This window comes from Amycolatopsis sp. YIM 10 (assembly GCF_009429145.1).
In the GTDB taxonomy this organism is placed as follows: domain Bacteria; phylum Actinomycetota; class Actinomycetes; order Mycobacteriales; family Pseudonocardiaceae; genus Amycolatopsis.
Map to the genome: position 1 here is coordinate 75,439 of NZ_CP045480.1, position 22,131 is coordinate 97,569.

21 protein-coding genes are annotated in these 22,131 nt (G+C 69.8%); 12 read left to right on the forward strand and 9 right to left on the reverse strand.

Annotated elements, in window-relative coordinates; translation table 11 throughout:
• Positions 1 to 12: 12 nt before the first annotated feature.
• Entirely contained in the window at positions 13 to 654 is a 642-nt protein-coding gene (locus tag YIM_RS00360; protein WP_153028431.1) for a hypothetical protein, read from the forward strand.
• Positions 655 to 676: 22 nt separating this feature from the next.
• Complete coding sequence (locus YIM_RS00365) at positions 677 to 1,327, forward strand: NAD(P)H-binding protein (protein WP_153028432.1); 651 nt, start codon at positions 677 to 679, stop codon at positions 1,325 to 1,327.
• 51 nt (positions 1,328 to 1,378) lie between these two features.
• Here the strand turns inward: YIM_RS00365 and YIM_RS00370 are convergent, their stop codons facing one another.
• Entirely contained in the window at positions 1,379 to 2,686 is a 1,308-nt protein-coding gene (locus YIM_RS00370; protein ID WP_153028433.1) for a D-arabinono-1,4-lactone oxidase, read from the reverse strand.
• Positions 2,687 to 2,787: 101 nt separating this feature from the next.
• Between YIM_RS00370 and YIM_RS00375 the strand changes: the two genes are divergently transcribed.
• Positions 2,788 to 3,975, forward strand: a complete 1,188-nt coding sequence (locus YIM_RS00375) for an amino acid deaminase/aldolase (RefSeq protein ID WP_153028434.1) — start codon at positions 2,788 to 2,790, stop codon at positions 3,973 to 3,975.
• A gap of 39 nt (positions 3,976 to 4,014) precedes the next feature.
• Here YIM_RS00375 and YIM_RS00380 read toward each other — a convergent pair whose 3' ends face one another.
• Entirely contained in the window at positions 4,015 to 4,647 is a 633-nt protein-coding gene (locus YIM_RS00380; RefSeq protein WP_153028435.1) for a TetR family transcriptional regulator, read from the reverse strand.
• 172 nt (positions 4,648 to 4,819) lie between these two features.
• On the opposite strand from YIM_RS00380, the gene YIM_RS00385 reads away from it, so the two are divergent.
• Positions 4,820 to 6,148, forward strand: coding sequence for a GH1 family beta-glucosidase (locus tag YIM_RS00385; protein ID WP_153028436.1), 1,329 nt, complete (start codon positions 4,820 to 4,822; stop codon positions 6,146 to 6,148).
• Positions 6,138 to 7,379 carry an MFS transporter gene (locus tag YIM_RS00390; RefSeq protein WP_153028437.1) on the forward strand — a complete coding sequence of 414 codons (1,242 nt, stop codon included), beginning with the start codon at positions 6,138 to 6,140 and terminating at the stop codon, positions 7,377 to 7,379. Before YIM_RS00385 ends, YIM_RS00390 begins: the two co-directional genes overlap by 11 nt.
• A 328-nt stretch (positions 7,380 to 7,707) precedes the next feature.
• Here YIM_RS00390 and YIM_RS00395 read toward each other — a convergent pair whose 3' ends face one another.
• Positions 7,708 to 8,109 carry a hypothetical protein gene (locus YIM_RS00395; protein ID WP_153028438.1) on the reverse strand — a complete coding sequence of 134 codons (402 nt, stop codon included), beginning with the start codon at positions 8,107 to 8,109 and terminating at the stop codon, positions 7,708 to 7,710.
• A 13-nt stretch (positions 8,110 to 8,122) separates the two neighbouring features.
• Positions 8,123 to 8,434, reverse strand: a complete 312-nt coding sequence (locus tag YIM_RS00400; protein ID WP_153028439.1) for a hypothetical protein — start codon at positions 8,432 to 8,434, stop codon at positions 8,123 to 8,125.
• Between the two features lie 324 nt (positions 8,435 to 8,758).
• On the opposite strand from YIM_RS00400, the gene YIM_RS00405 reads away from it, so the two are divergent.
• Together YIM_RS00405 and YIM_RS00410 are read left to right on the forward strand one after the other, a co-directional pair.
• On the forward strand, positions 8,759 to 10,150 hold the full coding sequence (locus YIM_RS00405; protein ID WP_153028440.1) for a helix-turn-helix transcriptional regulator: 1,392 nt from the start codon (positions 8,759 to 8,761) through the stop codon (positions 10,148 to 10,150).
• Positions 10,151 to 10,192: 42 nt separating this feature from the next.
• Positions 10,193 to 11,080: a phosphotransferase enzyme family protein gene (locus tag YIM_RS00410; RefSeq protein WP_153036679.1), complete on the forward strand. Its 888-nt coding sequence runs from the start codon at positions 10,193 to 10,195 to the stop codon at positions 11,078 to 11,080.
• A 187-nt stretch (positions 11,081 to 11,267) separates the two neighbouring features.
• Here YIM_RS00410 and YIM_RS00415 read toward each other — a convergent pair whose 3' ends face one another.
• The 5 genes from YIM_RS00415 to YIM_RS00435 all read right to left on the reverse strand — a co-directional run bounded on the left by YIM_RS00415 (position 11,268) and on the right by YIM_RS00435 (position 16,402).
• Positions 11,268 to 13,322, reverse strand: coding sequence for a tetratricopeptide repeat protein (locus tag YIM_RS00415; RefSeq protein ID WP_228004477.1), 2,055 nt, complete (start codon positions 13,320 to 13,322; stop codon positions 11,268 to 11,270).
• A 125-nt stretch (positions 13,323 to 13,447) separates the two neighbouring features.
• Positions 13,448 to 14,470, reverse strand: a complete 1,023-nt coding sequence (locus tag YIM_RS00420) for a copper resistance D family protein (RefSeq protein WP_153028441.1) — start codon at positions 14,468 to 14,470, stop codon at positions 13,448 to 13,450.
• Positions 14,467 to 15,006 (reverse strand): copper resistance CopC family protein, encoded by a 540-nt coding sequence (locus YIM_RS00425; RefSeq protein WP_153028442.1) that lies wholly within the window; start codon positions 15,004 to 15,006, stop codon positions 14,467 to 14,469. Before YIM_RS00425 ends, YIM_RS00420 begins: the two co-directional genes overlap by 4 nt.
• On the reverse strand, positions 15,003 to 15,776 hold the full coding sequence (locus tag YIM_RS00430; protein ID WP_153028443.1) for a YcnI family protein: 774 nt from the start codon (positions 15,774 to 15,776) through the stop codon (positions 15,003 to 15,005). Before YIM_RS00430 ends, YIM_RS00425 begins: the two co-directional genes overlap by 4 nt.
• Before the next feature lie 74 nt (positions 15,777 to 15,850).
• Positions 15,851 to 16,402 carry a hypothetical protein gene (locus YIM_RS00435; protein WP_153028444.1) on the reverse strand — a complete coding sequence of 184 codons (552 nt, stop codon included), beginning with the start codon at positions 16,400 to 16,402 and terminating at the stop codon, positions 15,851 to 15,853.
• A 320-nt stretch (positions 16,403 to 16,722) separates the two neighbouring features.
• Between YIM_RS00435 and YIM_RS00440 the strand changes: the two genes are divergently transcribed.
• From YIM_RS00440 to YIM_RS00460, 5 genes are read left to right on the forward strand one after another with little or no spacing between them, the layout of a single operon-like run.
• On the forward strand, positions 16,723 to 18,498 hold the full coding sequence (locus tag YIM_RS00440; RefSeq protein ID WP_153028445.1) for a BCCT family transporter: 1,776 nt from the start codon (positions 16,723 to 16,725) through the stop codon (positions 18,496 to 18,498).
• Positions 18,495 to 19,142, forward strand: coding sequence for an ABC transporter permease (locus YIM_RS00445; RefSeq protein WP_153028446.1), 648 nt, complete (start codon positions 18,495 to 18,497; stop codon positions 19,140 to 19,142). Before YIM_RS00440 ends, YIM_RS00445 begins: the two co-directional genes overlap by 4 nt.
• Entirely contained in the window at positions 19,129 to 20,325 is a 1,197-nt protein-coding gene (locus tag YIM_RS00450; protein ID WP_228004478.1) for an ABC transporter ATP-binding protein, read from the forward strand. Before YIM_RS00445 ends, YIM_RS00450 begins: the two co-directional genes overlap by 14 nt.
• On the forward strand, positions 20,322 to 21,104 hold the full coding sequence (locus YIM_RS00455) for an ABC transporter permease (protein ID WP_153028447.1): 783 nt from the start codon (positions 20,322 to 20,324) through the stop codon (positions 21,102 to 21,104). Before YIM_RS00450 ends, YIM_RS00455 begins: the two co-directional genes overlap by 4 nt.
• On the forward strand, positions 21,101 to 22,087 hold the full coding sequence (locus YIM_RS00460) for a glycine betaine ABC transporter substrate-binding protein (protein ID WP_153028448.1): 987 nt from the start codon (positions 21,101 to 21,103) through the stop codon (positions 22,085 to 22,087). The genes YIM_RS00455 and YIM_RS00460 overlap by 4 nt, the downstream gene beginning before the upstream one ends.
• Positions 22,088 to 22,131 lie beyond the last annotated feature (44 nt).

Consider the following 22,131-nt stretch of genomic DNA (forward strand, 5'->3'; position numbering starts at 1 on the left):
GGAGGCGGACCCGTGGCGGTGACACCAGGAGAGGTGGCGGTGACCGGCGGTGCGAACGGCACCCGGTCGTTGCCGAGCCGCGTCGTGCCGCCGCACCAGCTGCCGTCGACGCCGGACGAGCTGGCCACCGAGGCCGCCGCGCGACTCGGCTGGCACGGGGTCGTGCTGCCGGAGATCCGGCTGCTGGGCCGCAAGGTGAACCTGGTCGCCCGGCTGCGCACGGTGGCGCACGCCGAGCGCATCGCGATGGGTGTCGCGCCGGTCACCGACCGTGCCGTGGTGGACACCTGGACCTGGCCCGAGTTCGTCGGCAGCGCGCCGGCCGCCGCGGTGGAGATCGTCGGTGTGCTCACCGTGCAGCGCCACTGGCGGACCGGCCTGGCCGCGCTGGTGCCGTTCGCCCGCTACGGCGAGACCGCGATGGTGCTGCCCTCGGCCGCCACGCTGACCGAGGACTACGTGGACAACTGCCTGCCGCGGGCCCGCACCTACGGCATGGCCGTGCTGACCGCCGACGAGCAGGCCGCGGTGGAGACCGACCTGCTCGGGCACAGCGAGCGCCTGCTCGTCACCGGCGACCCGATCTCCCGCTGGGTCAACGAGGTCGCCTACGAACTGCTGCTCTCCCACGAAGTCCCGGCTGCCGTCGACTGAGGTTCCGCATAGGGTCGGTGTCATGCGAGTTGTGATTGCCGGCGGACACGGACAGATCGCGCTGCGGCTGGAGCGGTTGCTCGCCGCGCGCGGTGACCAGGCGGTGGGCATCATCCGCAAGGTGGAGCAGGCGGCCGACCTCCGTGACTCCAGCGCGGAACCGGTGGTGCTCGATCTGGAGACCGCCGAGCCGGCTGCCGTCGCCGAGGTGCTCGAGGGCGCGGACGCCGCGGTGTTCGCCGCGGGCGCCGGGCCGGGCAGCGGCTCCGCCCGCAAGGACACCGTGGACCGCGGGGCGGCGGCGCTGTTCGCCGAAGCCGCCCAGCGCGCCGGGGTCCGGCGGCACGTCCAGGTCAGCGGGATGGGGCTGGACCGCGCCGACGACCCCGGCATGGACGAGGTCTTCTCCGCCTACCTGAAGGCCAAGGCCGCCGCCGAGGACGATCTGCGGGCGCGCGACCTCGACTGGACCATCCTGCGGCCGGGCAGGCTCACCGACGAGCCCGGCACCGGTCAGGTCCACCTGGCCGATTCGGTCGACTACGGCACCATCTCCCGCGACGACGTGGCCGCCGTGCTGGTCGCCCTGCTGGACGAACCGCGGACCGTGCACCACACCCTCGAACTGGTCGAAGGCCACACACCGATCGACGAGGCCCTGAAACGGATCTAGTCGCGCGCAGCGCGTCCGTTGAGGGCGGTGGTGGGCTGGCGGGTGGGAGATCTAGCCGACCGGGCCGAGCACCCGGTCCAGGTAGGCGTTGGTGAACACCCCGCTGGGATCGACGTCCTTGCGCACCTTGAGGAAGTCGTCGAAGCGGGGGTACCGCTCGCGCAGCACGGTCGCGTCGAGGTCGTGCATCTTGCCCCAGTGCGGGCGGCCGCCGACCGCGCCGGCGACCTTCGCGAACGCGGCGAAGTACTCGCGGTAGGGCATGCCGACGAACTGGTGGATGGCGACGTAGGCGGAGTCGCGGCCGTAGGCGGTGGACAGCCAGATGTCGTCAGCGGCGGCCACCCGCACCTCGACCGGGAACGCCACCGGGTTCTCCAGCTTCGGCACCAGTGCGCGCAGTTCGCCGAGCACGTCGTGCAGGGATTCGCGTGGGATGGCGAACTCCGACTCGACGAACCGGACGCCCCGGTGGGTGACAAAAACGCGGTGCGAGGTGTCGCTGTACTCACGCGCGGACAGCACCGAGGACGCGAGCCTGCCCAGCGGCCGGACCAGCCCCGGCACGGTCCGGCCGATCCGGCACAGCGCGCCGAACGCGGTGTTCTCCATGATCCGGTAGTCGACGAACTGCCGCGCCCGGCTCAGCGGCTCGGGTTCGGTGCCCGCCGGCTGCCGGTTGTTGCGCTTGACCAGCGCGTTCCGGCCGTACGGGAACCAGTAGAACTCGAAGTGGTCGTTGGTGTCGGCCTGGTCGTTGAAAGATTCGAGCACGCCCTCCAGCGGCTCGGGGCGTTCCTCGGCGGCGAGCACATAAGCCGGTTCGCACTGGAGCGTGACCGTGCTGATCACGCCGAGCGCGCCGAGGCCGACGCGGGCGGCGTGGAACAGCTCCGGGCGCCGGTCGGCCGAGCAGCCGACCACCGTGCCGTCGGCCAGCACCAGTTCCAGCCCGGCGATCTGGGTGGCGATGCCGCCGAACTTCGCGCCGGTGCCGTGCGTGCCGGTGGAGATGGCCCCGGCGATGGTCTGCGCGTCGATGTCACCCAGGTTGGTCATCGCCAGGCCGAGCCGGTCGAGTTCGGCGTTCAGCTCGCGCAGCGTGGTGCCCGACCGGACGGTGACCCGCTTGGCTTCGATGTCGGCCGAGGCCAGGCCCGTCCACTGGGTGAGGTTGATGGCGTCGGAATGGGCCACCGCGATCGGGGTGAACGAGTGGCCGCTGCCCAGTGCGCGCACGCGGCGGCCATCCACCGCGGCGTCGGTCACGGCTTCGGCGATTTCCGCGACGCTGCGCGGTTTGTGCACGCGTTGAGGGCTGGCCGTTGCGGTCCCGGCCCAGTTCGTCCACCGTGTCATCAACTTGATCCCATCACTGGATGGCCTAAGTGGTCACCACTGAGCGAACGATAAGTGAATAGTATTCGCGTTTCAAGCCTGTTTGTCGTACCGTACTGGGGGTGAACCTCCCTGACGCCACCGCGTTCGACCTGGCGACGAAGGACCTCGATCCGCCGCTGGCGATCGTCGACCTCGCCGCGTTCGACGCGAACGCCGACGACCTCGTGCGACGGGCCACCCGGCCCATCCGCGTGGTGAGCAAGTCGGTGCGCTGCCGGGCGCTGCTGGAGCGAGTGCTGGCCAGACCGGGGTTCCGTGGCGTGATGAGCTACTCGCTGGCCGAGGCGTTGTGGCTGGTCGAGACCGGTACGACGGACGACGTGGTGGTCGCCTACCCGACCGTGGACCACGCCGCCCTGCGCCGCCTGGCCGCCGACGACCGGGCCCGCGCGGCCATCTCGATCATGGTGGACTCGCCCGCGCACCTGGACCTGGTCGACTCCGCGCTCGGCCTGGAGCACCCGGAGATCCGGGTCTGCCTGGAGCTGGACGCGTCGTGGCGGCCGATGCGCGCACTGCACGTCGGCACGCGACGGTCGCCTGTGTTCACTCCGCGCCAGGCCCGCGACTTCGCCGCCGCGATCGGCGCGCGGCCGGGGTTCCGACTGGTGGGCATGATGGCCTACGAAGGCCAGATCGCCGGTTTCCCGGACGCGGTCGGCGGCCGGGTCCAGTCGGCCGCGGTCCGCTGGATGCAACGGAAGTCGGCGGCCGAGTTGCTGCGCCGCCGAGGCGCCGCGGTCCGCGCGGTGCGGGAGGTCGCGGACCTGGAGTTCGTCAACGGCGGTGGCACCGGCAGCCTGGAGGTCACCGGCTCGGACGCCTCGGTCACCGAAATCGCCGCGGGTTCGGGTCTGCTGGGCCCCACTTTGTTCGACGGCTACACCCGCTTCCACCCCCGCCCGGCCGCGATCTTCGCTTTGCCGGTGGTCCGCAAACCCACACGAGCCATCGCCACGTTGTTCTCGGGTGGATATGTCGCTTCGGGGCCGGCGGCTGCTTCACGGTTGCCCTCGCCCTATTTGCCCGCGGGGCTGAAGCTGCTCGGTCTGGAAGGCGCCGGGGAGGTGCAGACTCCGGTCACCGGGCGTGGTGCCCGGGATTTGCAGGTCGGCGACCGGGTCTGGTTGCGACACGCGAAAGCGGGGGAGTTGGCTGAGCGGTTCACGCACTACCACCTGGTTCAGGGGGATAGGGTCGAGCGAACCGTGCCTACTTATCGGGGCGAGCAACAGAACTTCGGCTGATGTCCACTGTGGTTGTCCACTGTGGATGAAAGCTCCGGCTCACTCGCCCAGGCGGCTGGCCAGGTAGGTTTTGATCAGGTACTTCGTTTCCTCGACTACCTCCGCGTCGCCGTTGGGGTCGCGGTGGAAGGCCAGTTTCAGCAGGGAGTCCGCCGCTTCGTTGGCGATGGCGATGGCGAACCACAGGCGTTCCTGCGGCACATCCAGGTAGTTCGACAGCAATTCCGTGAGCGCGTCGGCGATCACCCGGTTGTTGTCCCGGCTTTCGTCCAGCAGCTGCCGGTCGACGACGTCGCCGAAGTGCACCTTCGAGAAGCCTGGCACATTCCGGTGCATGTCCAGGTAGATGTCCAGGATCGAGTCCACCACATCCCACCAGTGCGAGTGCGAGACCCCGCTCAGCCGCTCGCCGATGGCCGCCATGAACCGGTCCAGGTTCCGCTGGGTGAGCGCCTGCACCACCGCCCGCTTGTCCGGGAAGAACTGGTACAGCGAACCCACCGCCACCCCGGCCCGCTTCGCGATCAGCGTGGTGGTCAGCGATTCGTACCCGATCTCGTCGATCAGCGCGGCGCCCGCGTCGAGCATCTGCTCGACCCGCTTCGCGCTGCGCTGCTGCACCGGCTGCCGGCGCAGTGGGGTGGTTTCCCCGTGTGCCTTGTTCTCGGACACGTCCCGCTCCTCCCAGCCGCAACGCCCCGGCACTTGATCTTGCCGATGTCGCTCCCCGCTGGTCAGGACCCTACCGCGTACGAACCCTTCCCCCCGGTCGAGGGAACGGGTTAGGATATGAGAACTATTCACATTATCCCGGCGCGAGCCGCGAGGTGAAAGCGAGTAGCTGGTGGCGAACCTGAACTTCCCGCCCGGCTTCCGCTGGGGCGTGTCCACCTCGGCGTTCCAGATCGAGGGCGCGGTCACCGAGGACGGGCGCGGACCGTCCATTTGGGACACATTCACCGCGACGCCGGGCAAGATCGCGAACGGCGAGCACGCGTGCACGGCCGCCGATCACTACCACCGCTACCGCGAGGACGTCGCGCTGATGGCGGGGCTCGGCGTCGACGCCTACCGATTCTCCTTCGCCTGGCCCCGGATCCAGCCCACCGGCAAGGGCGCCCCGGAGCCACGCGGCATCGGCTTCTACGACCGCCTGCTCGACGAGATCTGCGCGGCCGGCATCGATCCGGTCGCCACCCTCTACCACTGGGACACCCCGCAGGCGCTCGAAGACGCCGGCGGCTGGCTCGCCCGCGACACCGCCGAGCGCTTCGGCGAGTACGCCGAAATCCTCGGCACGCACTTCGCCGACCGGGTGAAGATGTGGATTCCGCTCAACGAGCCGATGGTCATGTCGATCTTCGGTTACGCCATCGGCGAGTACGCGCCGGGCCAGACGCTGCTACTCGGCGCGATTCCCACCGCACACCACCAGCATCTCGCGCACGGCCTCGCGGTCAAGGCCCTGCGCGCGGCCGGCGGGAAGTCCGTCGGCACGGCGAACAACCATTCGCCGATCTGGCCGGCCACCGACTCCGCCGCCGATCTCGAAGGCGCCCGGCGGCTCGACGCGCTGCTCAACCGCCTCTACGCCGACCCGGTGCTGCTCGGCAGTTATCCCGAGGAGTTCCACGAGCACCTGCCCGCCGGTTTCGCCGACGACCTGCCCGTCATCGCGCAGCCGCTCGACTTCTACGGCGTCAACTACTACGAACCGCAGGGCGCCGCCGGGCCGGGCGAGGGCAATCCGCTGCCGTTCGAACTCCGGTCGGTCGAGGGTTATCCGAAGACGACCAACGATTCCCCGATCGTGCCGGACGCCTTCCGCGAACTCCTGCTGCAGCTCAAGGAACGCTACGGAGACAGGCTGCCGCCGATCCACATCACCGAGAACGGGTGCAGCTTCGCCGACGAAGTCACCCCGGACGGCCGCGTCACCGACGTCGCGCGCATCGACTTCCTGCGCGAGCACCTGCGAGCCGTCCGCACCGCGATGGACGCCGGGGTCGACGTCCGCGGTTACTTCGTCTGGTCCCTGCTCGACAACTTCGAGTGGTCCAAGGGCTACGCGCCCCGGTTCGGCCTCGTCCACGTCGACTACGAAACCCAGGCCCGAACGCCGAAAGACTCGTACTTCTGGTTCCGCGAACTGATCGCGGCCCATGGACACTGAACCGGCGGCACTCACCGAACCGACCACCCGGGTCCGCCCGGGCTGGGCCGCGCTGCTGTTCTTCGCGAACTTCGGGCTGTGGCTGGGTTTCTACGCGCCCATCCAGGTGCTCCTGCCGCGCCAGGCGGAACTGCTCGACGCGGCGAACAAGGAACTGGTCTTCGGCATCGTGACCGGGGTCGGCGCGCTCGTCTCGCTGGTCGCCAATCCGGCGTTCGGATTGCTGTCGGACCGCACCACGTCGCGCTTCGGCCGCCGCCACCCGTGGACGGTCGCGGGCTCACTGCTCGGCGCGGCCGGGCTCGCGCTGCTGGCCGCCGCGCCGAACGTGGTGGTGATGACCCTCGGCTGGTGCCTGGTCCAGGCCGGGCTGAACGGCATGCTCGCCACGCTGACCTCCGCACTACCCGACCGTGTGCCCGTCGGTCAGCGCGCGCAGATCGGCGGTTTCATCGGGATCAGCCAGATGTTCGGCACGGTGCTCGGCGCGGTACTGGTCACCGTGCTGGTCACCAGCCTTCCCGGCGGTTACCTCGCCTGCGCGCTGGTGGTGCTCGCCGGCGCGGCCGCGTTTGTGCTGCGCACCCCGGACGCGGTGCTGCCCGTCGCCTGGCGGCCGGGTGGCTCGCTGCGGGAGCTGCCGCGCCGGATGTGGATCTCGCCGCGGCGGCACCCGGACTTCGCGCGGGCCTGGGGTTGCCACTTCCTGATCGGGCTCGGCAACGCGCTCGGCACGCTCTACCTGCTGTTTTTCCTCAAGGACGCGGCCGGACACCCGGACCCGGACACCGGACTGCTGGTGCTGATGGGCCTGTACGGCGTCGCGCTGATCGTCGGCGCGCTGGGCGCGGGCGTGCTGTCGGACCGGTCCGGCCGTCGCAAGCCGTACGTGGTCGGGGCGTCGATCGCGATGGCGCTGGCCGCGCTGCTGCTCGTTTTCTCGTCGACCTGGGGCGCCGCGCTGGCCGCGGCCCCGCTGCTCGGCATCGGCTTCGGCACCTACTGGGCGGTGGCGATGGCCATCCTGACCCAGGTGCTGCCCACCGCGCAGGACCGGGCGAAGGACCTCGGCGTGGTGAACATCGCGAACGCGCTGCCGCAGGTGGTCGCGCCACTGCTGGCGACGGTCATCCTGGCGGGTTTCGGCGGATACCCGGGCCTGTTCGCCGCTTCCGCGGTGGCCACGCTGCTCGCCGGGGTGCTGGTCACCAGCATCCGATCAGTGCGCTGATCAGAAGTCCGGTAGGTGGGACCGCGGACCGGTGCCGGTCGGGGGAGGGGGAGTGCAACGGCACCGGTCCGCGGGGTTCTCGGGGCCCGCGTCAGGGCGGGATCACCACGGTTGCGTTGTGCAATTTTGCGCCCGTGGGCTTGAGCATCACGTTAGCGTTCGATTACTGCTCTGGCTAGCGGATTCTCACTAATTTTGCGATTAATCGCAGAAGTACCGATGGGGATCGGGGAGTTGGTGGGCGGTCGACTCATCTCGCTCGGGGGTACGGATGAGCCGACCGCCGGTCGGGGGCGCCCGCGGGGGATCGGGCGCACCGGTGGGGAGATCAGGTGGTGGCGATCGCCTGCCTCGGCGGGGTCACCAGTGCGTGGCGGCCGGGAGTGCGGGTCGGGGCGGGAACGGTGCGGCTCTGGGCAGGCACCGCGCGGCGGCCCTTGACGTCGGGCTGGGTGGCCAGGCCACCGGCGACCAGGTGCTCGTGGGCCACCTGCCACACCGAGCACGGCGCCTTGCAGCGGTGCCACCGGGTGGAGCAGGTCGGGCAGTCGCCGCGCTCGTCGGGCTCGTGCGCCCGGAGCATGGCCCGCCAGCCTTCGGTCAGCCGGGGCAGCTCGGAACGGGCCACCGAGACCAGCGACTGCGCGTCCGCGCGGTTGGCGAGATCGGAGAGCATGTCGAGGCGCTCCCACACGGCATTGCGGAGTACCTGTCCGAGGATCTGGTCCACCTGGAACTCACCGTTACCTTTCCGCCAGTTTGGCGGCTTCGTTGAGCGCGGTCCGGAGCTGGCCGAGCTGGCTGCCGGTCATCCGAGCGGTTTCCCCGGGCGGGCCGACGAGCACGACCTGGCTGTCGTCGACGAACACCGTGACGCAGCGCTCGCGGTTGATCAGGTCGCCGCACTGCACACGCCACACCGTCTGGCCGCCTTCGTGCCGGCGAAGGTGCGCCGAACGCGGGTCGACCGCCTGGGGCACGGCGCGCGGGACGGAGGCACGCACAGGGGAAACGGTGGCCGTACGACCTGTGGGGATCGAGTCAAGGAACTCCACCGGCTACTCCGCTCTGCTCGTCGCTCGCAATTCCGGGTCTTCTCTGGTCTTCGTAGCTCTCCGTGAAGGGCGGCCGCTGGCGGTCGCTGTCCGTGATCACCGGGGGTGCCGGAGTGCTCACGGAGAACTGCGATCTACATTGCGGTGAAAGCGAGGCGGAAAGAAGGCTGCATCGCCGTCATAGCGGCGACCGGCCAGAGTTCCACGATAAGCGGTCGGCGGAGTTCGGCCGGGCCGATCAGACTCAACAATCGGCGTTTCGCACGGTTGAATGGGTGTGCCTACGCTGTGGACAGACGCCCGACGGACTGTGAGGGGGCGCGAATGGACGCCATGAACAGCACTGAGTCCCACCAGGGACAAGCTGGTCATCCCATCCCGCCGACTGCCTGGGAGCAGCCGGAGATGCGAGAGGCGCTCGCCGCTCGCGAGATCAGCTCGGTGTACCGCCAGTTGCGCAAGCACGGGGTATCGCAGCGCCAGATCGCCGCGATGACCGGCCAGTCGCAGTCCGAGGTGTCGGAGATCCTCAAGGGGCGGCAGGTGATGGCCTACGACGTCCTGGTGCGGATCGCCGACGGCCTGGGTGTCGCCAGGGGATACATGGGCCTCGCCTACGACGAGGCCACGGCGATACAGGTCGTCGGCAACGCCGACGGCCAGCAGGCTGAGGAGGACGAGTCCGTGAAACGGCGGAAGTTCCTCGCGCACGCCGCGCAGGTCACCATGGGTGCAGCGGTCTTCGGACCGGCGTCCGAGGCTTGGGCGACGCGTCCCGCGAGGACACCGGCGCCAGGCCGGATCGGGATGACCGACGTCCGGCAGATGGAGGCCGCCACCCGGGCACTTCGTGCGCTGGACTACCAGTACGGCGGCGGTTTCTGCCGCGACGCGGTGGTCGCGCAGCTGTCCTGGGGACAGCAGATGCTCGAATCCAGCGGGGCCGAGATGGTCAAGTCCCGGCTCTACGTGGCGCTGGCCGACCTGCACAGCCTGGCCGGCTGGACCTCGTTCGACACCGGCCTGGTCGACTCGGCGCGCGGGCACTTCGCGAACGCGCTGGACCTGGCCAAGCAGGGCGACAACAACCCGCTGGTGGCCAACGTGCTCTACCGGATGGGCCGGGTCTACCTGCACCAGGACGCGCCGAACGACGCGCTCAAGCTGTTCCAGCTGGGCCAGATCGCGGCCCAGGAATCCGGCTCCGAGCTGGCCATCTCGGTGCTCTGCGCGAACCAGGCCTGGGCCTACGCGATGATGGGCAACGAGGAGCAGGCGCTCAAGCTGCTCGGCCGGACCAAGGACGAGTTCGCCCGCGCGGACATCGCCAGCGCCGAGTCCTGGGTGCAGTTCTTCAACGAGACCGACGTCTACGCGATGATCGGCACGGTGCACACCGCGCTGGCCATCGAGGGCAAGGTCGACCACACCAAGTACGCGATCCCGGCGCTGACCAGGGCGGTCGAGGCCTACGGCGACGACATGGCCCGCAGCCGGGTGTTCAACCTGAGCGCGCTGGCCACCAACCACCTGCTCGAAGGCGACCTGGACCAGGGCGCGAAGGTGGGCGGCAAGGCGCTGGACGCGGCCGAGGGGCTCAAGTCCGCGCGCATCAAGGACCGGATGATGCCCTTGAAGGTCGAGGCCGAGCGTCGCCGGAACAACGCCGACGCGCGCGACCTCGCGGACCGGATCAACGCGTTCTACGCCGCTTGAGCGAGGCGGGCGGGACCGATGGCGACGACCCTGGAGCCCGTCGTGGACGGCCGGTTCACCAGGGAGAAGCTGGACGGGGCGCTCGCTGAGGCGTGCGCCCTGCTCGGCGTGAAAGCGCGTGGGGCGCGGCTGCTCCGGTTCACCAACAACGCGGTCTACTCGCTGGCGGACGCGCCCGTCGTGGTGCGGATCGTCGGCTCGCGGACGTTGCGCCACCGCGCCTACAAGGTGGTCACCGTCGCCCGGCACTTCGCCCGGCACGGGGTGCCGGCCATCCGCCTGTTCGGTGACCTCCGTCAGCCCCTGGAGCTGGGCGAACACCTGGTGACGGTGTGGGAGCGGGTGCCGGGCAACGCCGGTCAGGGCACCGCCGCGGACCTGGCCGCGCTGTTGCGTCAGGTGCACCGGCTCGAACCGCCGGACGGCGTCGGTGAGTGGGCGCCGCTGGACGACGTCCGCGCGCGGGTGGCCGACGCCGAGGAACTGGCGCCCGGCGACCGGCGGTTCCTGCTGGATCGCTGCGCCGAGGTGGAAGAACAGCTGGCCGGCGTCGAGTTCGCGCTGCCGAAGGCGCTGGTGCACGGCGACGCGCACCCCGGCAACGTGATCGCCGGACCGGACGGCCCGGTGCTGTGCGACTTCGACTCGTCCTGCGTCGGCCCGCCCGAGTGGGACCTGATCCCGCTGGCCGTCGGCCGCGAGCGGTTCGGCGACCCCGCCGGGCGCTACCGCGAACTGGTCGACGGTTACGGCTTCGACGTGACCCGCTGGTCCGGCTTCCCGGCGCTGCGGGCGGCCCGCGAGCTGAAGCTGACCACCAGCGTGCTCCCGATCCTGCGCAGCCATCCGTACGTCCGGGGGCAGCTGCGGATGCGGCTGGCGGACCTCCGCGCCGGGCGCACCGGTACCCGATGGAGTCGGTACCGCTGAACGGCGGTAAAAATCGTGGACATTCAGCGACGGTGAATGACCGTTCGTCGTTTCTGTTCCCGAGTCAGGCTGCAGCTAGTGAATTCGGCCCGACTGATCACCCCACTTAGAAGATTCGTTACTCAGAATGAACAGCTTCCGATTACACACGGCCACCGCGCGCCCGGTCGAAGATCGTCTTGCCTGCTCAGGCGAATGACCGGAGCTCTTCCGCGAGCGGTTTCGCCTCGGGACGGTTGAGCTCTGTGTAAATGGGCAACGCCGCTTCGTAACGCGACTTGGCTTCGGCGATATCGCCGGCGAGCTTGGCGACGTCGCCGAGCGCGTGGATCGCCCGCGCCTGTTCGAAGGCGGAACCCGCCGATTCCATCGTGGCGAGGGCGGCCTCGACCTGGGTGCGCGCTTCGTCGAACCGTTCGTCGTGCGCGAGCGCCCGGCCGAGGTCGATCTGGGCCCGGGCGCGGTTGTACTCGTCGCCCTGGGCGTCGAGCAGCGACTTGGCCTGCTCGAGGTGGTCGACCGCCTCCGCCGCGCGGCCGGCCTTGACCAGCGTCACGCCGAGGTTGACCAGCGCGAGGTTCACGTCGTGCGCGCGTTCGAGGCGGCGGGCGTAGGCCAAGTCCTCCTCGAAGTGCGTCAGCGCGTCGTCGACCCGGTCCTGGGCCAGCGCGACCAGGCCGAGTCCCTCCATCGACCGGATCGCGATCGCCAGGTCACCGCCGTCGGCAAGGGCTTCCTTCGCGGCCGTGTAGTAACCGATGGCCTCGTCGAACCGCCCGGCACCGCGGCAGGCGGCGCCCGAGCGGTTCAGCATCAGCGCCTTCGCCGAGGGATTGCCCCACCGCTCGGCGCACTTAACGCCGAGCTGGCTGACCGTGAGGAAGTCGCGGTAGTGCTTGCGGAGCAGGAACAGCGGCCACATGGCGGCGGCCAGCTGCCAGGCGAGTTCCGGCAGCTCGTGTTCGTCGGCGGTCTGGATGGCGGCGATCAGGTTGGGCCGCTCGCGCTCGAGCCACGGCAGCGCGTCGTCGTTGCCCGGCAGCGACTCGGGATCCGGCCCGCGGTCGCCGAACTCGTACGGGATGCGGTCCTGGTCGGGCACGGTCAGCGTGTCCTCGGTGCGCCGGGCGGCGCGCAGGTACCACTCGAGGATGCGGCGGCGGGCGGCGTCGGCCTCCGCGGGGTCGGCGGCGGCCTTGTCCTCGGCGTGCATGCGGACCAGGTCGTGGAAGCCGAACCGCTCCTTGTGCACTTCGAGCAGCCCGGACTGGACCAGCTCACCGAGCAGCGCCTCGGTGTCGTCCAGCGACCGCCCGGCGGCGCCGGTCGCCGCACCGAGGCCGAACTCGGGCCCCGGGTGCAGGCCGAGCGCGCGGTAGAGCCGCGCCGCCTCCGGGGACAGGTCCTGGTACGAGAGGTCGAAGGTGCTGGTCACCGAGAGGTTCTCCTTCTGGTCCGCCAATGCCGCCAACCGCAATCGTTCCAGTTGACTGGCGGCGCGCGCAGCGGACAGGTGCGGCTGGTTGGCCAGCTTGACGCCCAGCACGTGCAGGGCGATCGGCAGTCCGTCGCAGAAGGTGACCATCTTCGTCAGGTGCGAGGTGACCTCGTCGGTGCGCTCGTCGTCGACGATCGCGGTGAGCAGCTGGATGCCGTGGCCGTGCTCGAACTTGGTCAGGTCGATGCGCCGCGCGCCGTGGCTGGCACGCAGTCCGCCGAGGCGGAAACGGCTGGTCACCACCACGATGCTGCCCGGCGCGGCGGGAATGAGCGGGGCCACCTGCTCGGAGGACACGGCGTCGTCGAGCACCACCAGCAGCGGACGTCCGGCGGTCTCGGTGCGGTAGAGCGCCTTGAGTTCGTCGAGCCCGGCAGGCTGCTTCTTGCCGTCGATGCCGAAGGCCTCGAGAAAGCGCTTGAGCAGTTCACCCGTATCGGTGGGGCCGGTGGCGTTGAAGGCGCCGAGATCGGCGTAGAGCTGGCCGCGGGGGAAGCGGCCGCGAACGCGGTGCACCCACTGCCGCGCCAGCGCCGACTTGCCGATGCCGCCGAGCCCGCAGATCACCTGGACCACCGGCCGGTCGCGGGGGCCGTCGAGCAACCGGTCGAGCAGCTCAAGCTGTTCGGTGCGGTTGGTGAAGTGGGCGGGTGGCTGCTCCAGTTCCCGCGGTACCGCCGGTTCCGCCTCCGGCGATCGCCGCGGCGCCGGTGCGGTGGTCATCGAACCCTGGCCGGTTGTCACACCTGCTCCTCCGCTGTGCACACGCGTGCTGACGGAGAGCCTGACGCCCCGGTTCCGCTTCCGGCAACACAGTCGCCGGGAAGCCATCTTTCAGCCCAGTCGGACTAGGCCGAACAGTGGTGCGATCAGGCCACCGGGGCTCGCGTGAGCACCACGGCGAAGCCGAAGGCCAGTCCCATGACGGTCAGTTCCAGCGTCGCCCACAGCGCCAGCGCCGTGCGCTCGTGCCGCACGATCTTCGGCATCAGTCGCCAGCGGACGTGCGCGCCGAACAGGGCGATCACCACGGTGCACCCCAGTTTCAGCAGCACCAGCTGTCCGTACGGCGTGGTGAACAGGCCGGTGAACAGGTCCATCGTCGGGTTCAGGTTGATCTCGACGATCCCGTTGAACAGGCCCGTCGCCGCGGACAGGAGCAGGCAGAGGGTGGCCAGCTTGGAGAACCGCGGCAGGGCGTGCGCCAGCAGGGTCCGGTTCCCGATCAGCAGCACCGCCATCGCGCCGAGCCCGCCGGTCCAGGCGACGGCGCTCATCACGTGCAGCTCCATCGAGATCATCGTGTAGTCGTGGTAGTCCCAGTTCGACGCGTGCCCGGTGACCGGCAGCGGCAGCAGCGCGAACAGGCCGAGCCCGACGCGGACCTCGGCGGGCACCTTCTCGCCGTGCCGCAGCGTGAGCACGCCGAGCCCGGCGTGCAGCAGCGCCAGCACGCCCACCACGAGCAGCGCCTTGCCGGCGCCGATCTGCACGATGTAGTCCCACACATCACCCGCGCCGATGGTCTCGGACCGCGGGCGGAACTCGGCGGTCTGCAGCACCAGCGCGACGAACGCGGTGACCGACCACACCAGCGCGCCGGCCACCGCGGCGGGCCGCGCCACGCGCAGGACCGGCTCGGTCAGCTTCGGCCGGTCGTAACCGACCAGCACCGACAACAGGGACAGCCCGATCGTGGCGACGGCCGCGATGTCCAGCAGCACCCGCACGATCGGGATGGCCACCGAGACCACCTCGCTCACCTCGGTCACCCCGGGGATCGGCGCGGTGGCCGACAGCGCGACGCCGATCAGCGTGCCCACCAGTGCGGCGGCGACCACGCAGAGCAGCGTGGAGTAACGGACTCGCGAGGTGGTCTCGGCCTGTGTCATGACTTCGTCGGTTCCTTACCCGCGCGCAGCGCGAACACCAGGCCCAGTGCGAGCAGCACCACCGCGCCGCCGATCCAGACCCACAGCGGCACGCCGCCGGAGGCCTCCTCGGCCGCGCCGCCGCCGGTCCCGCCGGAACGGGCCGCGTCGGCGGCCGCCGGGGTGCCGGTGCCCGCCTTCGCCAGGGTGAACTTGATCTCGTCGCTCACCGCGTGCCCGTCCGCGGACAGGATGCGGAAGCCGAGCGTGTACTCGCCGGCCGGGCCGAGCGGGCGCAGCGGCGCGCTCACCACGTTGCCCTTGACCTCGACCGCGCCCTCGGCCCACTGCGAGCCGTCGGGGCCGGTCACCGCGACCTGGTTCACGTCGGCCGACTGCACGTACTGGTCGAAGGTCAGCGTGACGCGCTGTGGGCCTTCCTGCAGCGTCGCGCCCTTGGCCGGGTCGGACGAGACCAGCACGTTGTGCGCCAGCGCCGGCGAAGCGAGCCCGAGCAGTGCCGTCGCGGTCAGCACCGCGACCAGGATCCGCCTCATGCGTCCGCCTTCGGGGCCGAACCGCGGCGGGCGCGGATGGTCGCGCCCGCGCCGACACCGAGACCCAGTGCGCCGACGGCGAGGCCGACGCCACCGAGCCAGCGCGCGGTGTTGTCGGTGCCCGCGGCACCCGACGCTTCGTTGTGCCCGGACGACTGCTCCTCGGAGTTCGCCGCGGCGCCGTGCCCGTGGTCACCACCGCTGCTCGCCGCCGCCAGCTTGATCGTCGGCGCCGGGTGCTCCGGCTCCTCGCCGCCTTCGGGGGGCGGCGGCGCGTCCCACGCCACCACCTTGCCGTTCTCGTAGGTCTGCGTGGCCGGCAGCACCAGTGTGTCCACAGTGGACGGCAGAGTGGAGGCGTTGAACTCGAACTCCTGGTATTCGGCGGATCCGGCGGCGATCTTGTTGCCGCCCTGCGCGGTCCAGGTGATCTTGCTGATCACCTCGGCCACGTCGGCGCCCTTGCCGTTCTTCACCGGGGTCGGCAGCGTGGCCTTGGACACCTCGGCGGTCCAGCCCGGCACCGGCTTGGTGCGGGCCGAGGTGATCCCGTACTCGGCCGGGAAGGCGACCTCGACCTTGGTGGTGCCGGCGTCCGCCTCCTCGTTGGGCACGCGCAGCACGATGAGGCCGCGGCCGCCCTTCTGCGGCTCCTGCCCGTAGTAGTCCGCGGTGACGTGGGCCGAGGCGAGCCCGGCACCCATCAGGCCGGTGAGCCCGGCCACGCCCGCGAGCACCGCGGCACGTTGTACAAAACGCTTTGTCGACATTGAAGTTCGCTCCTGAACAGGGTTTTTCGAGGACCGCGACTGCGAGGGTGCATACGCGGGCCGTGGGGAAAGGTTCAGGCAGCGACGGGCGGGCCGCGCCGGCCGAGGACCGTGCGCAGGAACACCGGGATCGCCCCGGCGGAGAGTTCGGGGTGGACGGTCACCGGGCGGACGGGTCCACCCCGGACCGGAGCCGGCGACCAGACCACCGGCAGCAGCAACCGCAGGCTCGCCACCGCCACCCGCAGCAGTGATTCGGCACGGGCCAGCAGCACGGCCGTGCCGAGCACGGCGAGCGCGTGCGCGGTGGTCATCGGCAGGGTGCCGTCGATCGCGCCGGTGCCGCTGTGCGTCTCCGCGTGCCCGCCCAGTTCGGTGAGCACGAAGTGCATCACCACCTGCGCCGGGCCGAGCACGGTGAGAATGCCCGGCAGGCCGCCGGTCCGCTCGGCCAGCGCGGTGGAGATCCAGCCGATCAGCGCGGTCAGCAGCAGGGTGAGCGAGGGGTTCGGCACCTGCCCGTCGGCCAGTGCGTGGGCGGTGATCGCCAGTGCCGCCGAAGCCGTCGCGAGCAACAACCCGCGTACAACGCGTAACGCGCTGTGTTCGGGGCGGGATCGGCTCACCAGACCAGCGTATGGGACCGCCCCACGGTCGGCGAAGACCGTCCCGGCTCTTGAACGCAGTGTATCCGCCGACTGTTTACAAGACGGATAAATTCGTCGTTATCGCAGGTGACACCGGTCGCGGCGATAATCGGGTTCCGATTGTCACGACTCTGTGCTTGCCGATTCGGAGGTGATCCGCAAATGTAGTCGCACCCAATGGCGGCTTGACCCGGTCAGCGATTCGGGGCACGCCGCGTACGGGGTACGGGTTAGGGTGCTGCACCAAACGGGTTAGTTCGGGTCGGAGGGAGGTCGCGCCGATTCGTCGGCGTGCGCATATGACTACGGGTTCGCAGGACGGCAAACCAGGCGAAGAGGAGGTCGAGGGCGTGGGCGCGCACAGCGCGGACACCACGGACACCCAAGACCTCGCGAACGCGCCGGACACCACCGGCGCAGGTCATGCCCCGGATGAGCATGTCCCGCTCGAACTGGCCGCGGACCGGCCCGCCGAGACCGACAGGACGGTGTTCGGCGTCGCGGCGGTGCTCGCGCTCGCCATCATCGTCTGGGGCGTCGCGTCGCCGACCAGTCTCGCCTCGGTCGCCAAGACCCTGCTCAACAAAGCGGTAATTCCCTACGGTGGCTGGGCATTCGTGCTCACCGCATCCGGATTCGTGTTGTTCGCCGTGTGCCTGGCGATCAGCCGCTACGGCCGCATTCCGCTGGGCCAGGACAAGGAGAAGCCGGAATTCCGGACCTCCTCGTGGATCGCCATGATGTTCAGCGCCGGAATGGGCATCGGCCTGATGTTCTTCGGTGTCTACGAACCGGTTTCGCATCTCGCGAGCCCGCCGCCGGGTACCGCCGCGGCCGGCTCCGACGAGGCCGTGCACACCGCGATGGCGACCACGCTGTTCCACTGGACCGTGCACCCGTGGGCGATCTACGCGGTGGTCGGCCTCGCCATCGCCTACAGCACCTTCCGCAAGGGCCGCAGCCAGCTGATCAGCTCGGTGTTCGCGCCGCTGCTCGGCAAGCGCCGCACCGAGGGCCCGCTGGGCAAGGCGATCGACGTGATGGCGATCTTCGCCACGCTGTTCGGCTCGGCCGCCTCGCTGGGGCTGGGCGCGCTGCAGGTCGGCGGCGGTCTCGGTGCGGTCGGCTGGATCGACAACCCCGGCAAGGGCGTGCTGGTGGCGATCATCGCCATCCTGACCATCGCGTTCATCGCCTCGGCGGTGTCCGGCGTGGCCAAGGGCATCCAGTGGCTGTCCAACATCAACATGGTGCTGGCCGCCGTGCTGGCGGTCTTCGTGCTGGTGGTCGGCCCGACCGTGCTGATCTTCAACCTGGTGCCCGGCGCGATCGGGGACTACTTCCGCGAGCTGGCCGAGATGTCCGGCCGCACCGGGGCCACCGGTGGCGAGGACATGCAGACCTGGCTGTCCGGCTGGACGGTCTTCTACTGGGCCTGGTGGATCTCGTGGACGCCGTTCGTCGGCATGTTCATCGCCCGCATCTCGCGCGGCCGCACCATCCGCCAGTTCATCATCGGCGTGATCGCGGTGCCGAGCGTGGTGAGCCTGATCTGGTTCGCCATCTTCGGCGGCGCGGCGATCAACCGGCAGCAGAACGGCGTGGACATCGCCGGCGCGGGCGACGCCCAGTCGGCCACCTTCGAGCTGCTCGAGACGCTGCCGTGGTTCATCCCCATCGCCGTGCTGGTGATGGTGCTGGTGTCCATCTTCTTCGTCTCCGGCGCGGACGCCGCGTCGGTGGTGATGGGCACGCTGTCGCAACGCGGATCGGTGCACCCGAAGAAGAACGTGGTGATCTTCTGGGGCGTGCTGATGGGTGCGGTCTCGGCGGTGATGCTGCTGGTCGGCGGCGACGAAGGGCTGACCGGGCTGCAGAACCTGACGATCCTCATCGCGGTGCCGTTCGTGGTGGTGATGATCGGTCTCTGTGTCGCCGTCTGGCGCGATCTGCGCCATGATCCGCTCGTGTTGCGGGAGGACGAAATGATGAGGTCACTGGAAGAGATGCACGAGGAGCGCACGAACGGGGGCCTCAAGCCCCGGCGCAGGCTGCTCAAGGGCCGCCGGCCGTGAACCTCTTCGAGTTCGTCGCCGACCGGTGGGATCGGATCTCGCTCGAGGCGTGGTTGCACGTGAGCGCGGTCGTGCAGTGCACGATCATCGCCGCGGTGCTCGGCGTGCTGATCGGGGTGGCGGTCTACCGCTCCCCGATCGGCTCCGCCGTGGCCACCGCGCTGGCCAGCGCGATCCTGACGATTCCGTCGTTCGCGCTGCTCGGCCTGCTGATCCCGGTGGTCGGCCTCGGCACCGAGCCGACCGTGATCGCGCTGGTGCTCTACGCCCTGCTGCCGATCGTGCGCAACACGATCGTCGGCCTCGGCGGGGTGGACCCGGCGATCGCCGACGCGGCCAAGGGCATCGGGATGAGCCGCTTCGGCGTGCTGACCAGGGTGGAACTGCGGCTCGCGTGGCCGGCCATCCTGGCCGGCATGCGGGTCGCCACCCAGATGCTGATGGGCATCGCGGTGATCGCGGCCTACGCCAAGGGCCCCGGCCTCGGTGACGAGGTCTTCTCCGGGCTGGTCCGCGCGGGCAGCGCCAACGCGGTCAACGAGGCGCTGGTCGGCACGATCGGCGTGGTCATCCTCGCGCTGCTCCTCGAGGGCGTGTACTTCCTGATCTCCCGATTCACCATCTCAAGGGGTGTCCGTGGCTGAGAACGTGGCAACGTCGGCGACCGCCGTCGAGAACGGCGAAGAGGTCTCCGGCGTGGAGATCCAGCTCGAGCAGGTGACCAAGCGGTACCCCGGCCAGCAGAAACCCGCGGTGGAGAACTTCTCCATGGTGGTGCCGGCGGGGAAGATCGTGATCTTCGTCGGGCCGTCCGGCTGTGGCAAGACCACCACCATGCGGATGATCAACCGGTTGATCGAGCCCACCTCGGGCAAGATCACCATCGGCGGCGAGGACGCGCTCTCGCTCAACCCGGACCAGCTCCGGCGCACCATCGGGTACGCGATCCAGCAGGCGGGGCTGTTCCCGCACTTCACCGTCAGCCAGAACATCGCCGTGGTGCCCGGCCTGCTCGGCTGGGACAAGCAGAAGATCGCCAACCGGGTCGAGGAGATGATGGACCTGGTCGGCCTCGACCCGGCCCAGTACCGCGACCGGTACCCCCGGCAGCTCTCCGGTGGCCAGCAGCAGCGCGTCGGGGTGGCCCGAGCGCTCGCCGCCGACCCGCCGGTGCTGCTGATGGACGAGCCGTTCGGCGCGGTCGACCCGATCACCCGCGGCAACCTGCAGGACGAGCTGCTGCGGCTGCAGACCGATCTGAAGAAGACGATCGTCTTCGTCACGCACGACTTCAGCGAGGCGGTCAAGCTCGGCGACAAGATCGCCGTGCTCGGTGACCAGTCGACGATCCTGCAGTACGACACCCCGGACGCCATCCTGGCGAACCCGGCGAACGACACGGTGGCCGGGTTTGTCGGTGCCGGTGCTTCGCTCAAGCAGCTGACCCTGCTGCGCGTGCGGGACATCGACTACAGCGACGAGGGCATGATCACCGTGGCGATCGGCGATTCGCCCGCCGAGGTCCGCAAGCGGCTTACGGACAACCGCAAGACCTACGCGCTGGTGCTCGACGACCGGCGCCGCCCGCAGAGCTGGGTGCACGTCCGCGACCTGGCCACGGCGAGTTCTCTCGGCGCGGTCGCCCGCCCGATCGGCGACTCGGTGAGCACCCAGTCGACCCTGCAGGACGCGCTGGAGGCGATTCTCACCGAAGGCGGTCGCGCGGTGGTCACCGGGACGCGTGGCGAGTACGTCGGCGGCGTGGACATCGAGACCGTGATGGAGACGGTGCGGCAGCTGCGGGCCGAGCACGGGGACGACGCATGACCACGGCGCAGACCGACACCTCGGGGTTCACCACCGAATCGGGCTCGGCGCGCGCGGAGCGGGTGCGGTTGTTCGCGCAGCCGCTGGTGGTCGTGGTGATCGTCGGCGCGGTGCTGGCGTGGGTGTTCTCCAGCGAGCTCAAGCCGAACGAGCAGAAGACGCTCAACGCGAGCACGTTGTTCACCACGCTCGGCCAGCACCTGCTGATCACCGTGGTGGTCACCGCCATGGTGGTGGTGATCGCGGTCCCGCTCGGCATCGCGCTGACCCGGCACTGGGCGAAGCCCGCCGCGCCGTTCTTCCTGGCCATCGCGAACATCGGGCAGGCGGCACCGGCGCTCGGTGTGCTGGTGCTTTTTTTCCTGTGGACCGGCTGGGAGGGGCTGTGGGTGGTCGCCATCCCGCTGGCCTTCTACTCGCTGCTCCCGGTGCTGCGCAACACCATGGTCGGCCTGCAGCAGGTGGACCCGGCGCTGATCGACGCCGGGCGCGGGATCGGCATGTCGTCCTCGGCGGTGCTGCGGCGCATCGAGCTGCCGCTGGCCGTGCCGCTGATCCTGGCCGGGCTGCGGACCGCGCTGGTGCTCGCGGTGGGTACCGCGACGCTGGCGGTCTTTGTCAACGGCGGTGGTTTCGGCGTGCTCATCGACACCGGCTACAAGCTGCAGCTCAACCGCGTGATCGTGGTGGGCGCGGTGCTGGCGGTCGGCACGGCGCTGATCGTGGACTGGCTCGGCGCGGTCGCCGAGCAATACCTGGGACCGAAGGGGCTGCGATGAAACGCCGGATCGGCAAGATCCGCAAGGTCACTGCGGTACTCGGCGCCGCCGTGATGGCCCTGTCGGTGAGCGCGTGCGGGCTGGAGACCAACGCCGCGCTGCCGTACGCGGTCGGTCCGGGCACCATCAAGGCGGTGCCCGCACTGTCCGGAGTGGACGTCACGGTCGGCTCGAAGGACTTCACCGAGAACATCCTGCTGGCCTACATGGCCGAACTGGCGCTGTCGGCGGCCGGGATGGACGTCACCGACCTGTCCGACATCAAGGGCTCGACCAACGCGCGGCAGGCGCTGCTCGCCGGTGAGGTCGACGTGACCTGGGAGTACACCGGCACCGGCTGGATCAACTACCTGGGCAACACCGACCCGATCCCGGACGAGCAGCAGCAGTACGAAGCGGTGCGCAAGGCGGATCTCGAACTGAACGGGATCAGCTGGCTGGACTACTCGCCGGTGAACAACACCTACGCCTTCGCCACCACGTCGGACTTCGCGCAGCAGAACAACCTGAAGACCACGTCGGACATGACGAACTACCTGAAGCAGAACCCGCAGGAAGCGGTGTTCTGCGTGGAGACCGAGTTCGCCAGCCGCCAGGACGGTTTCCCGGGGGTGCAGAAGACCTACGACTTCCCGTCGACCGAGGTCAAGCAGTTCGGCACCGGGGCGATCTACGCCTCGATCGCGAACAACACCTGCCGCTTCGGCGAGGTCTTCACCACCGACGGCCGGATCGCCGGGCTGAACCTGACCGTGCTGGAGGACGACAAGAAGTTCTTCCCGCAGTACAACGTCTGCCCGACGTTGCGGCAGGACTACCTCGCCGCGCACCCGGAGATCGCCGACGTGCTGCGGCCGGTGGCCGCCGAGATGACCAACGACCAGATGATCCAGCTGGGCAAGAAGGTGGACATCGAAGGCCAGGACGCGGGTGAGGTGGCCAGGGACTGGATGGTCGAAAAGGGGTTCGTCACCGCGGGCTGACCCCCAACGCGAAAAGGTGGCTTCGGGATTCGTCCGAAGCCACC

Coding starts and splice junctions, on each gene's coding strand:
- YIM_RS00365 (WP_153028432.1), top strand. CDS start 677: ATGCGAGTTGTGATTGCCGGCGGACACGGACAGATCGCGCTGCGGCTG.
- YIM_RS00370 (WP_153028433.1), bottom strand. CDS start 2,686: ATGACACGGTGGACGAACTGGGCCGGGACCGCAACGGCCAGCCCTCAA.
- YIM_RS00390 (WP_153028437.1), top strand. CDS start 6,138: ATGGACACTGAACCGGCGGCACTCACCGAACCGACCACCCGGGTCCGC.
- YIM_RS00405 (WP_153028440.1), top strand. CDS start 8,759: ATGGACGCCATGAACAGCACTGAGTCCCACCAGGGACAAGCTGGTCAT.
- YIM_RS00420 (WP_153028441.1), bottom strand. CDS start 14,470: ATGACACAGGCCGAGACCACCTCGCGAGTCCGTTACTCCACGCTGCTC.
- YIM_RS00425 (WP_153028442.1), bottom strand. CDS start 15,006: ATGAGGCGGATCCTGGTCGCGGTGCTGACCGCGACGGCACTGCTCGGG.
- YIM_RS00430 (WP_153028443.1), bottom strand. CDS start 15,776: ATGTCGACAAAGCGTTTTGTACAACGTGCCGCGGTGCTCGCGGGCGTG.
- YIM_RS00440 (WP_153028445.1), top strand. CDS start 16,723: ATGACTACGGGTTCGCAGGACGGCAAACCAGGCGAAGAGGAGGTCGAG.
- YIM_RS00455 (WP_153028447.1), top strand. CDS start 20,322: ATGACCACGGCGCAGACCGACACCTCGGGGTTCACCACCGAATCGGGC.
- YIM_RS00460 (WP_153028448.1), top strand. CDS start 21,101: ATGAAACGCCGGATCGGCAAGATCCGCAAGGTCACTGCGGTACTCGGC.